This is a genomic window from Flavobacterium kayseriense (assembly GCF_014305095.1).
GTDB lineage: Bacteria > Bacteroidota > Bacteroidia > Flavobacteriales > Flavobacteriaceae > Flavobacterium > Flavobacterium kayseriense.
On the sequence record NZ_JACRUI010000001.1, the window covers coordinates 568490 to 581262 of the forward strand.

Annotated in this window: 12 protein-coding genes; 7 read left to right on the forward strand and 5 right to left on the reverse strand. The window is 34.0% G+C overall.

Annotated elements, in window-relative coordinates:
• Positions 1 to 25 precede the first annotated feature (25 nt).
• From H8R22_RS02335 to H8R22_RS02345, 3 genes are read left to right on the forward strand one after another with little or no spacing between them, the layout of a single operon-like run.
• Positions 26 to 832, forward strand: a complete 807-nt coding sequence (locus tag H8R22_RS02335) for a DUF4349 domain-containing protein (RefSeq protein ID WP_187009130.1) — start codon at positions 26 to 28, stop codon at positions 830 to 832.
• Positions 832 to 2469 (forward strand): S41 family peptidase, encoded by a 1638-nt coding sequence (locus H8R22_RS02340; protein ID WP_187009129.1) that lies wholly within the window; start codon positions 832 to 834, stop codon positions 2467 to 2469. The genes H8R22_RS02335 and H8R22_RS02340 overlap by 1 nt, the downstream gene beginning before the upstream one ends.
• On the forward strand, positions 2469 to 3275 hold the full coding sequence (locus H8R22_RS02345) for an OmpA family protein (protein ID WP_187009128.1): 807 nt from the start codon (positions 2469 to 2471) through the stop codon (positions 3273 to 3275). The genes H8R22_RS02340 and H8R22_RS02345 overlap by 1 nt, the downstream gene beginning before the upstream one ends.
• Here H8R22_RS02345 and H8R22_RS02350 read toward each other — a convergent pair whose 3' ends face one another.
• The 4 genes from H8R22_RS02350 to H8R22_RS02365 all read right to left on the reverse strand — a co-directional run bounded on the left by H8R22_RS02350 (position 3276) and on the right by H8R22_RS02365 (position 8261).
• Positions 3276 to 3722: a GNAT family N-acetyltransferase gene (locus H8R22_RS02350; protein WP_187009127.1), complete on the reverse strand. Its 447-nt coding sequence runs from the start codon at positions 3720 to 3722 to the stop codon at positions 3276 to 3278. It lies immediately after the preceding gene.
• Between the two features lie 41 nt (positions 3723 to 3763).
• Complete coding sequence (locus H8R22_RS02355) at positions 3764 to 4744, reverse strand: DUF4837 family protein (RefSeq protein ID WP_187009126.1); 981 nt, start codon at positions 4742 to 4744, stop codon at positions 3764 to 3766.
• 200 nt (positions 4745 to 4944) lie between these two features.
• Positions 4945 to 6966 (reverse strand): LysM peptidoglycan-binding domain-containing protein, encoded by a 2022-nt coding sequence (locus H8R22_RS02360; RefSeq protein ID WP_187009125.1) that lies wholly within the window; start codon positions 6964 to 6966, stop codon positions 4945 to 4947.
• Positions 6967 to 7073: 107 nt separating this feature from the next.
• On the reverse strand, positions 7074 to 8261 hold the full coding sequence (locus H8R22_RS02365) for a phosphoglycerate kinase (RefSeq protein ID WP_187009124.1): 1188 nt from the start codon (positions 8259 to 8261) through the stop codon (positions 7074 to 7076).
• A gap of 283 nt (positions 8262 to 8544) precedes the next feature.
• Between H8R22_RS02365 and H8R22_RS02370 the strand changes: the two genes are divergently transcribed.
• The 4 genes from H8R22_RS02370 (at position 8545) to recA (ending at position 11806) form a co-directional block, all read left to right on the forward strand.
• On the forward strand, positions 8545 to 9693 hold the full coding sequence (locus H8R22_RS02370) for a DNA polymerase III subunit (protein ID WP_187009123.1): 1149 nt from the start codon (positions 8545 to 8547) through the stop codon (positions 9691 to 9693).
• A 4-nt stretch (positions 9694 to 9697) separates the two neighbouring features.
• Complete coding sequence (locus H8R22_RS02375; RefSeq protein ID WP_187009122.1) at positions 9698 to 10081, forward strand: DoxX family membrane protein; 384 nt, start codon at positions 9698 to 9700, stop codon at positions 10079 to 10081.
• A 35-nt stretch (positions 10082 to 10116) separates the two neighbouring features.
• Positions 10117 to 10626: an acyl-CoA thioesterase gene (locus H8R22_RS02380; RefSeq protein WP_187009121.1), complete on the forward strand. Its 510-nt coding sequence runs from the start codon at positions 10117 to 10119 to the stop codon at positions 10624 to 10626.
• 172 nt (positions 10627 to 10798) lie between these two features.
• Positions 10799 to 11806 carry a recombinase RecA gene (recA, locus tag H8R22_RS02385; protein ID WP_187009601.1) on the forward strand — a complete coding sequence of 336 codons (1008 nt, stop codon included), beginning with the start codon at positions 10799 to 10801 and terminating at the stop codon, positions 11804 to 11806.
• A gap of 23 nt (positions 11807 to 11829) precedes the next feature.
• Here the strand turns inward: recA and H8R22_RS02390 are convergent, their stop codons facing one another.
• The gene (locus H8R22_RS02390; protein WP_187009120.1) at positions 11830 to 12618 is read right to left on the reverse strand and encodes a lysophospholipid acyltransferase family protein; all 789 of its coding nucleotides are present in this window, start codon (positions 12616 to 12618) and stop codon (positions 11830 to 11832) included.
• Between the last annotated feature and the right edge of the window lie 155 nt (positions 12619 to 12773).

A 12773-nucleotide genomic window follows, 5' to 3' on the forward strand; every position in this document is an offset into this window, starting at 1 on the left:
TTTTAGCATGTAAAAAACCTATTACATGAAGCTAAAAGTAATTCTGATCATTATTTTATGTTCTCTTATTAGCTGTAAGAAAGCCAATGAAGCTCTTGACTCCCAGGTGCAAAATATTGTATTACCTGCAAAAACAGAAACTAATGAAAGTAAATCTAAAGTAAGTGGAAAGCTTAATCAGAAAATAATCAAAGAAGGCAACCTTCGATTTGAAACTTCAGACCTTGATCGTACCTATAATCAAATCATTACAAATACCAAGAAAGCTAATGGCACGGTTCAAAATGATACTGAAGGCAAGGATTACGGCACTGTTTATAGGAAATTAATAGTACGTATTCCTAGCCAGAATTTTGATGTATTTATACAAAATATATCAAAAGGAGTGGCATACTTTGATAATAAAGAAATTACAGCCGAGGATGTAACCGCACAATACATTGATATTAATGCCAGATTAAACGCTAAAAAATCTTTAGAAAATAGGTACATTGAACTCTTGAAAAAAGCAGTCAAGGTCTCCGAAATGTTAGAAATCGAGAAACAACTTTCTGCTATTAGAGAGGACGTTGAAGCAACACAAGGAAAGCTAAATTATTTACAAAATAGAATATCAGAAAGTACAATAACAATTGAATTTTACAAAACCGTAGCAACTGATAACGGCGTGACGATTTCGTATGGGTCTAAAATCGGGAATGCTATAGCATCTGGTTTTAATGCGTTCTCGAGCTTTTTTATATTCTTAGTGTCAATTTGGCCATTTATAATTATCCTAACTGGAATTATTTATTTTATTAGAAAAAAAATAAAACAAAAAAATAAAAACTAATGCATTCTTTTATCAAAAAAAAATACCTAATCCCTGTTGCTGCTTCAGCATTTTTATTTGTTGGTGCCAGTTTTAAAAATGATTTTTTTGAAATAGCCAAACAAATAGAAATCTTCACCACTTTATTTAAAGAGGTCAATAACAACTACGTAGACGAGTCGAATCCAGGAGAACTTATGGATAAAGCGATAAAGGGGATGCTAGCTAGCCTAGATCCTTATACAGTCTATTTTAACGAACAAGATGTACTACGATTCAAAATCAACAATACTGGCGAATACACTGGAATAGGCGCATTAATTTCTCAAAAAGAAGGTCAACTAATTGTTAGAGAAGTTTATAAAAACTTCCCCGCTGACAAAGCGGGACTGAAACCTGGGGATTTAATTATAAAAATAGGTGATGTACCTATTACTGATTTTAAAGATGATGCCTCTCAATTACTTAAGGGTGTTAAAAACACTAAAATAGCGATTCAATTTATTCGACAAGGACAATCAAAAACCACCGAAATTATCCTAGACGAAGTAGGTATAAAATCCGTTCCTTATTACGCTAAAATTGATGACAAAACCGGCTATATAGTTCTAGCCCGTTTCAATCAAAAAGCGTCTAATGAAACAAAACAAGCATTAGAAGATTTAAAAAGACAAGGAGCTGAAAGAATCGTATTAGACCTTAGGGGCAATCCTGGAGGACTATTAAACGAAGCGGTAAACATTTGCAATCTATTTGTTCCAAAAAACGAAATTATCGTAACCACTAAATCTAAAAACGAGAAATACAACAACACCTACAAAACACAAAATGAACCCGTAGATACGCAAATACCTATTGTCATTATTGTTAATGATAAAAGTGCTTCTGCCTCTGAAATTGTCTCGGGAGCCTTGCAAGATTTAGATAGAGCTGTGATCGTAGGAAGCCGAAGTTTTGGGAAAGGTCTTGTTCAAAAACCTATAGATTTAACATACAATACACAACTTAAAGTAACTATTTCGCGCTACTATACACCATCAGGACGGTGTATACAAGCACTAGACTACAATAATAAAGACAAAAATGGTAGTGCAACTAGAACGCAGGAAAAAAATTATAATGCTTACAAAACTAAAAAAGGCAGAACCGTTTATGACGGTGGTGGAATATTGCCAGACGTACAACTGGAAGAAACGAAATCAAGTGTTATCGCGAGCGTACTAGAAAAAAACGACGCTATATTCGACTTTGTAACTAGCTACTATTACAAAAATCAAAACCTAGGCACGCAAATACCCGCTTTCTCTAACGCTGACTACCAAATTTTTAAACAATTTGTAAAAACATCTAAATATTCGTTTGAGACTGAAACTGAATTAGCTCTTAAAAACACTTTGGCTATAGCCAAAAAAGAAAAATTAGACGATAGTATATTAGTAGAATACCAACAATTACTGTCTGCATTGCAAAAAAGTGAAGAATCACAACTTGATAAAAACCAGGAAGAAATCAAAAAGATAATTACCGAGGCGATTATTAAGCGTTTCCAATATGAAGAAGGTTTTTATCAGTATTACATCAAAACGAATTCTGAGATTAAAAAATCAGTAAGCATTCTTAACAATTCCTTAGAATACAAAACGATTTTAAAAATTTAATGTTCCGGTTCTTTTACATATCACCTCTTTTTCTATTTTGTTTCCTCAATGCTCAGGAAAAAAAAATAGAAACCGTTTATTTCGAATTTGACAAATACTCCCTTGAAACATATCAAGAAAAAGACATCTGGGACTTTATAGTACAATCAGATACAGCACGCATTGAATCTATTCAAATATATGGTTATTGCGATGACCGTGGGGATAATGATTATAATTACAAACTATCAGAGAACAGAGTAAATACGGTTAGGAAAATTTTAACAATCAATGGTTTTAACAAAAATAAAATTGTGATTATTGAGGGGAAAGGAAGAGTGCTTTTAACGAGTAATCCATTAGAAAACCTTACTGAGATCCGTTCGAAAAATAGACGCGTCGACATTTTAATCGTCAGAAAAAATAGTTTTGGTAAAGGGATTTATAATTCATTTCAAGACAAACATGAAGTGGGCGACCGTATCTTTCTCGAAAACATTCTCTTCAATTTGGGAAGCAGTGTCCTAACCCCTGCATCTAGAAGAGAACTAGATAGAATTGCAATACTGCTTAATAAAAATAAAAACATTGAATTTGAAATCATTGGCCATGTATGTTGTACCCCAGACTACTATCGAGATGCGATAGATAGGGATACAAACGAACGTAAATTATCTGTGAACAGAGCTAAAGTTGTGTTTAGATATTTAATTAACCGACAAGTGAATGGTATTCGCATGTCCTACAAAGGAGTAGGAAATAAATTCCCTTTAGGGAAAGGAAGTGAGTTTGATCGAAGAGTCGAGTTTCTGATTAAAAAAATATAATTACTCTTTTTTCATGTCTATATGCGGAATATCGTCTTCTAGGTACATTTCACTTATTTGTATAAAACCATGGCTTTCATAAAACTTTTTCAAATACAACTGTGCGCCTATAGTTATTGCTGTTTCGTTGTAATTATTCTTAATACCTGCAATCGCCTCACGCATTAAATCATGTCCCCACTTTTTAGAACGATAATTTTTATCTACAACCACGCGCCCAATAGATGCATTATCAAAGCTAATTCCTGGTTTGAAAAGACGGGCATGAGCCACAGTTTTACCTTCATATTCACCTATTAGATGCAAAGCAACCTTATCTTTACCGTCTAGATCAAGATACACGCAGTTTTGCTCCACTACAAAGATCTCACTCCTTAAGCGCAGTAAATCATATAGTTCATCTACCGTTAATGCATTAAAAGCCTTTATTTTCCATTGTATACTCATAGAGGAATTTTAGAAATATTATTTAAGGCGAATTTAAGTAATTATCCCTTATTTACCACTACTGACCTAATAATTGCCTCCAACTCTAGCATTAAATCTCGCTTTTCTTTAGAAGGAGAATAGCAAAATCCTTCTAATACCAAAACCCTGTTATTTTCTTTATCAATTATTGCGTAATTAATAAAGGGTCCTGACATAAAATCATCCCGAAGTTCCCATGTTCCTCTGGTTTCATACGTAAGTTTGTTATCTAGGTTTACTACAAAAAAGTAAGGAGCATAAGCCTCCTCTGTAATCATATCAGTTCCGGGCTCTTTTCCGTGAATATAAAGATTACCTATAGAATCTCGCATCTTTATAATATTACCAACAATGTTATTTTTATTGTTAACAGTCGATAAAGGAACTTGGTAAATTAAGACGCTTGTGTTACCACTGATGATTTCTTTTTTGAACCAAACAAAATTAGCATCCTGTAGCATTAACTCGTAAGAAGAAGGAATTTGAATAGAAATATTGAACTTCTTATCAAAATATTCTCTTTCTAAAAGTGATTTTCTTGCAATACGCTGACTTTCATCGATCTCGTTTTGATGAATTGTTTTGATGATTTGGGGTGCAGTCTTTTCTAGGAGAGCTAAAATAGAAGTGACTGATTTACCAGTGATATGAAATACATTTTGGGGCGCCGCGTATTCGTCTTTTTTAACGCTAAAATGATCATTATCCCCTTTTTTAATGACGATAACATTTCGGCTATCGGTCATAAAACCTTCCATAAGCTTTATGGGATACTGATTGATATTGAAAAGAGGTTCTTCCTGAGGCAATCCTAAAACAGGGGCTGCAAATTTATTTCTAGCACTGTCTCCAACCTCGCTATTCCACAACAAGTCATCAACAATGATAGCGATATTATTAATTTTCCCATTTGCTATTCTTGGTAGAACAACTTCCTCTTTTTTACAAGAAATAAAAAGATAGGAACCTATGAGTAAAAATAGAAGCAGTTTTTTATTCATTTTATTAAAGTTAAAATAGGCTAATCATATATTGAAATGACCCTAAAGATACAAGTTTTATAAACTAATGTCAATTACATGCTTAGCCACGAATATCATTCCAATTATTGACAAACAAGTAAAAAACATCATTTCGACGCAAAAAAAAGGGTTTTATTCAACAATGAATAAAACCCCATCCTATAAAAACCTTTTTAAAACTAACCGTTAATTTTTAGTTTCATCCCTGGTTTAATATTTTCACCCTTAATACCATTCCACTTTATAATATCTGAAACGGTAATTCCTGGATACTTTTTAGCTATACTAAATAAAGAATCCCCCTTTTTAACGTAATAATTATCTGCTTCTTTAAGTTTCGTAATCGGACTATTTTTTACCTTAAAAGCACTAACGGCTACAGCATTTGTAGCAATTGCAATTTCATCTTTAGCTACTATTAATTCACTTCCTAAAGCAATTGCTGCGCTTGACAGACTATTCCATTCCTTCAAATTTTCAATAGTGGCTCCAAATTTTTTGGCAACATTACTTAAGTTGTCTCCTTTTTGAACGGTATAGTAAATTTCTTTTAGTTCAGGCGATTGCGCCAATTCCATTTTTATCGGTTCTTTTGAATCATATGCTATTTGTAAAGTTGTCCCTTGATGAATTGTAGTATCAGTCAAGTTATTCCATTCTTTAATTTGAGCTACGGTTACTTTATATTTGTCAGCGATAGCATTAATGTTGTCTCCATTTTGAACGACATACATGGATTGTTTACTCTCGACTAAAGTGTCTTTCGAATTCTCTTTATTTACTTTACTTTCCTTTACTACCTTGCTAACTACTGCTATATCGTTTTTTGCCTGGACTACTGTAGTTTTTACAGGACTTTCTTTAGCTAAAATCTTTAAATTTTGACCGTAAGCAATCGTATTACTCTTGAGTCCATTCCATTTTTTCAAGTCTGTTAAGGATACGTCATTTTTACTTGCTATAGTACCTAAATTATCCCCACGTTTTACTTTGTAGTATCGAGTGGTAAACTGACTTTCTTTTTGGTTTGTACTAGTATCTGTAGTGCTTACAATTGCTGTAATGCTAGTGAATAGTCTCTCTTTTTTATCTAATTCATACTGCACATAAGCGTATAGTTTTTCCTCATTAGATGTAAAAAGAGCTATTTTTTCGTTAGGCAGGCGCAAGTAGTGTTTCTCATCTCTGTACGACGGAATAATGTTCAACTTGTAGGAAGGATTTAGTAGCTGTAATTGCGCAACAGGTACCTCTAGTAAATCTGAGATTTGTTTGAAAGACATTTCTCTTTTAATCATCACAGTATCAGTTGCAAAATGCTGCACCACTGCTCTATCAGGAACAATACCATGTTCCTTGCGATATTCGTATAAATACATGGTTGCTAAAAAAGCAGGAACATAGCCTTGCGTTTCTTTAGGTAAATTTTTTCTAATACTCCAATAATTTTGTTGTCCTCCGGAACGTCTTATTGCTTTTGATACGTTTCCAGGCCCTGAATTATAGGACGCTAAAACCAGTTCCCAATCACCAAAAATAGCATACATATTCGACATATATTTTGCCGCTGCAGCTGTAGCTTTTAGGGGATCACTTCGCTCGTCTATATAAGAATCAATTTTTAAATTGTATTGTTTACCCGTTTGATACATAAATTGCCACAGTCCGGTAGCACCCATTTTCGAAACTGCTTTTGGATTTAGGGCCGACTCTACCACTGCTAAGTATTTTATCTCTAAGGGTACGTTCTGTTTGGCAAACTCTTCTTCAAATAGAGGGAAATAGTATTCTGAAATAGCCATTAATCTACCAAAGGATTTTTTTCGGTATTTCAAAAAGGATTTGATGACATTTTCTAAACTTTCATTGTATTCAATCCTAAAAGGAGATTTGGCATTCATTGCCTCGAGTCTTGATTTTAACAAATCTGTAGATAACTCGTAATCCACTTTTACATCGGTATTGATGTTGGTTATATCACTTGTAATGTCATTGTAGAGATCTAAATCAGTTAGTTCCTTCATCCATAAGCTATCTACACATGATGCCATAGCATCTTTCACAAAACTTTTTTTGATAGAATCGAGATAGGATTGGTTGTTTTCCTTAATAAAAACTCCTTTGCTCTCGCTATTCTGTTGCGAAAACAAAGGAATTGATACTAATAATATTGCGGTTACTATGGTATTTTTTACAGTCATTTTTACAGTCAACTTACTTAATTTTAAATGATTAAATGAATCATTATTTTACAAACTTAATAGGTTACAACTGAAAAAAAGTATAAATATTGTTAAATATGCAGAATTTAGTCTAAGATTGCAGCAATTCCAGGTAAATTTTTACCTTCTAACATTTCTAACATTGCACCACCTCCGGTAGATACATAACTCATTTTTTCTTCAAGACCAAATTGTTTTACAGCTGCTACAGAGTCACCTCCACCTACAAGAGAAAAGGCTCCTTGTTCAGTTGAAGCCGCTATAAAGTTACCCAAAGCAATAGTCCCTTTGGCAAAACTTTCCATTTCAAAAACACCTAAAGGTCCGTTCCACAAGATCGTTTTAGACTCCATGATTACTTTTTCAAAATTCTCTAATGATTTTGGACCGGCATCAAGACCTTGCCAACCATCAGGAATTTCATTTACATCAACAATTTTGGTGTTAGCTGTATTAGAAAAAGCGTCAGCAGCAATTACATCCACAGGAATATGAATTTGAACTCCTTTTTCCTTAGCTAATCTTAAAATTTCAAGTGCTAGCTCCTGCTTATCATCTTCACAAATAGAATCTCCAATTTTTCCCCCTAAGGCCTTCACAAACGTAAAGGTCATTCCACCGCCTATGATCATATGGTCCACTTTATCGAGAATGTTTTCGATTACGGTGATTTTAGACGATACTTTAGATCCTCCAAGAACCGCAGTAACTGGTTTTTCACTGTTTTTTAATACTTTATTTAAACTCTCAATTTCTTTTGCTAGTAGGGTTCCAAAACATTTTTCATTAGGAAAAAATTGCGCAATAATTGTAGTTGAAGCATGTGCTCTGTGCGCTGTGCCAAAAGCATCATTTACGTAAATATCTCCTAGTCCAGCTAGTTCTTTTGCAAAAGCAATATCACCGGCCTCTTCTTCTGGATGAAAACGTAAATTCTCTAGCAATAATACTTCGCCTGCCTTCAAATTAGCGGCAGCCGCCTTTGCCTCTTCTCCAATACAATCAGAAGCAAACTGAACCGGAACTCCCAAAATATCAGAAGTTGTTTTTACAATAGGCTTAAGTGAGTATTTCTCTTCTACTCCTTTTGGTCTGCCTAAATGCGACATTAAAATTACACTTCCGCCTTGAGCGATAATAAAATCGATCGTTGGTTTAGCAGCCTCGATACGAGTCGCATCAGTAACATTAAAATTGTCGTCTAACGGCACATTAAAATCAACACGTATTATTGCTTTTTTATTTTTAAAATCAAAGTCGTTTAAAGTCTTCATCTAATCCTTATTTTTAGTTGTTTGTTGTAAAAGAAGAACAAATATAGAACTTTTAGCTTAGTAATAAATTTCAAAAAAGGATTAAAAAAACGAAAAACACAACGAAATCGATGTAATTTAAGAAAGAAACAGTGTATTTAACTTTAATTATCAATAATTCAAAATTAAGTCAAAGATTTAATCTTCGGACCAACTCATTTACAAAAGCGTATTTGCCTGTGAAATTTAGCAAACTTTAGTGTTCAAAATTTTAGACTGATTCATTTTCTTCTATCTTTGCTTTATGCAATTTTCTGAAATTTTAGGGCAAGAACACATTAAGAATCATCTTACTCAAAGCGCCAATCTAGGTAGGATTCCTCATGCGCAACTATTTATTGGGCCAGAAGGTAGTGGCACTTTACCTATGGCTATTGCTTATGCACAGTACATTTTATGTAGCAATACTAACGGGGAAAATAACGGAGAGAATCAGGCGTGTAATTTAAAATTTCAGAAACTTTCCCATCCCGATTTACATTTTGCTTATCCTACGGTTTCAACAGATAGTGTAAAAACCAAGCCAAAAAGCATTGATTTCATCGCAGAATGGCGCACTTTTACGACTCAAAATCCTTATGGTGGTTTGTTTGAATGGTATGCTGTTCTAGGAGTTCAAAACAAGCAGGGAGAAATAAGAGTAGATGATGCTACCGAAATTTTGAAATCACTTTCATTGAAATCCTATGAAGGTGGTCACAAAATTATGATTATCTGGATGGCAGATAAATTAAATATTGCAGCTTCTAACAAACTTTTAAAGCTGCTAGAAGAACCGCCTGAAAAAACAATCTTTATTCTGATTTCAGAGAACGAAGAAGATATTATACAAACCATACGATCTCGTTGCCAAATTTTACACTTTAATGGGTTAAGTGAAACTGTTGTTGCAGATGCACTCGTTTGTCGTGAAAATATTGATTTAAAATTAGCTACCAAAATTGCACACCAAGCACAAGGAAATTACAATGTGGCTTTGCATTTAGTTCATGATAATAGTGATGATTACCCATTTGAAGAGTGGTTCGTAACTTGGGTACGTGCTGCATTTAAAGCAAAAGGAAACGCAGCTGCAATCCAAGATTTAATTCTGTGGAGTGAAAAAATTGCTAGCCTAGGACGAGAAACACAAAAGAAATTTTTACAGTTTTGTATAGAAATGTTTCGTCAAGCCTTATTGCTTAATTATGAAGCGCCAAAGTTGGTTTATTTTGAACCTAAAGTAGAGAAGTTTAAATTAGAGAACTTTGCGCCATTTGTAAATGGGAACAATATACATGATATCTTTAAAGAACTATCTGATGCAATGTATCACATAGAGCGTAACGGAAATGCAAAAATAATTTTAACTGATTTGTCGATCAAACTTACTCGCTTAATCCATAAAAAATAACACTATGAATAACGTTGCATCTATTCTAATTTTGGCTTTTTTAGCTATTTCCTTCATTCAGTCAGGTTATGACAAATTATTTTACTGGAAAGACAACGTAGAATGGCTTAAGGGACATTTTGCAAAAACCCAATTAAAAAATCATGTGCCTATTGCCTTGATGAACATTTTAATACTGGAATTAATCTCAGGTATACTTTGTGTGGTAGGTGCTATCCAGTTAGTTGTAAACAACGGAAGGTTATTTGGCTTTTACGGTGCCGTGTTTTCATGTATCACCTTAATAATGCTACTTTTCGGTCAACGATTAGCTAAGGATTATGATGGTGCTAGAACAATTGTTATCTATTTTATTCCGGCAGTTATGGCGGTATATTGGTTAAATTAAAAATTAAAAAGTATTAAAAATATTCCTCTCATTATATGAAACCAAAACACCCTTCAGAATCCTTAACAACCTTAACTGATTTAGTTTTACCAAGTGAAACAAATCCTTTAAACAACCTTTTTGGCGGTGAATTATTAGCTCGAATGGATCGTGCAGCAAGTATTGCAGCTAGGAGACATTCTCGCAGAATTGTTGTTACTGCATCTGTAAACCACGTGGCTTTTAATCGCGCTATTCCTTTAGGAAGTGTGGTAACAGTTGAAGCTAAAGTTTCAAGATCTTTTAAAAGTTCAATGGAAATCTATATTGACATTTGGGTTGAAGACAGAGAATCTGGGAACAAAACCAAAGCCAATGAAGCCATTTACACTTTTGTAGCAGTCGATGATACGGGAAGACCAGTGGAAGTACCGCAAATCATTCCTGAAACAGAACTAGAGATTCAACGTTACGAAGCTGCATTGCGACGCAAACAATTAAGTTTAGTATTAGCCGGAAAACTAAACCCTCATGACGCTACAGAGCTAAAAGCATTATTTATGTAAAATTATTTTTTTTACGTTATTTTAGTTTAGAATTATGAAAATTAACTCAAAAATAAAGTATTTTTACAAGCATTAAAAATCAACATTAAAAGGAATTAAAAAGATACAATTGATACTTTAAACTCCTGACAGCCATAAAATAATATAAATGAAAGAAAAGGTAAAAGAGAAGATGAGTACAGAGAAAGAAGCCAAATTAAAAGCATTACAGCTTACATTAGATAAGTTAGATAAAACCTACGGTAAAGGAACAGTAATGAAAATGGGGGATAAAGCCATTGTTGAAGTAGAAACTATTTCTTCAGGGTCTTTGGGGATCGATTTAGCATTAGGAGTTGGTGGATATCCACGAGGAAGAATCATCGAAATTTACGGTCCAGAATCATCAGGAAAGACAACCTTAACGTTACACGCTATCGCCGAAGCTCAAAAAGCAGGCGGAATTGCTGCTTTTATAGATGCAGAGCACGCTTTCGACAGAAATTATGCAGAGAAGTTAGGTGTAGATATCGAAAACCTAATCATTTCGCAACCAGACAATGGAGAGCAAGCACTAGAAATTGCTGAGAACTTAATTCGTTCTGGAGCAATTGATATTGTTGTAATTGACTCTGTTGCGGCTTTAACGCCAAAAAGCGAAATCGAGGGTGAAATGGGAGATTCTAAAATGGGTCTTCATGCTCGTTTGATGTCACAAGCACTTAGAAAATTAACAGGAACGATTAGTAAAACAAACTGTACAGTTTTCTTCATCAACCAGTTGAGAGAAAAAATTGGAGTTATGTTTGGAAATCCAGAGACTACAACTGGTGGAAATGCATTGAAGTTTTATGCTTCGGTACGTTTAGATATCCGTCGTTCTACTCAAATTAAAGATGGTGATAACGTAATAGGAAACAGAACCAAAGTAAAAATCGTTAAAAACAAAGTAGCACCACCTTTTAAAGTGGCCGAATTTGATATCATGTACGGCGAAGGAGTTTCTAAAACTGGAGAAGTTTTAGATCTAGCTGTAGAGTTTGAGATTATCAAAAAATCAGGTTCATGGTTTAGTTATGGTGAAACTAAATTAGGTCAAGGTCGTGACGCAGTAAAATCATTGATTAAGGACAATCCTGAATTAGCTGATGAACTAGAAGTTAAGATTAAAGATAGAATTAAAGAACTAGCAGAAGCATAAAACTTAAAAAGAGTTGACTAACGTCAACTCTTTTTTTTATTAAATAAATAAACAAACTGTTTTTTCTTCTTTTTACCTTCAAATTTTATGAGCTGAGAATAAATCACATCTCGTACTTGCTCCCGAATGTTTTTTCTATCCAATAAAGTTACGCCTGTAGTACTAATCTCTGAGTGAATTTTAGCTCGCATTATTCCAGGACTCCCGCTGAAGAAAGTGTATGACAGCCTCTTTTTATTGTCGGCAAAAGTAATCGGTACAATAGGAATTTGATGTTCAATCGCTAATCTAAAAGCACCGTCTTTAAAACTATCTAAAAGGATCGATTCGTCATCAGGAACGCCTCCTTCAGGAAAAATACAGACACTTAGCCCACGATTAATCCTTTTTTGAGCTTCGTTAAAGACTTCCATACGACTTTTAGAATTACCACGATCTACTAATATACAAGTCCGTTTATAGAAAAAACCAAATAACGGAATCTTAGCAAGCTCCTGTTTACCTACAAATACAAATGGATTTTTTATGATGGCGAGCATCAACATAATATCGGCCATAGAGGTATGGTTGGCTACAATCATGTAACTTCTATTATTTTGCAAGCCTTGCTCTCTTTCCACGATATAGTAGAAACCCATCCCATAAAGGATAAATTTAGACCATATACGAGCCATTTTAAAAAAATAAGGGTAACCCTTATCCGAAAGTATAGAAAGCACCAAAAACGGAAACATAATCAATATAGGTACTGCCATTAATACATAGAACCAAACACGCCATACCATCCAAAAAACAAATCTTAATCCTTTCATAGGCTCAAAAATAACGAATCAAACAATAGCATAGGAATAAAATTATAGGTTGTGCTCACTATTTAAATACTTTGCACCACAACTATAAAGGTGTTTAATTTCTAATCACAAGATACATGGCTGCGTTTAATGGTGTTCTCCCTCCTGTCAGATCA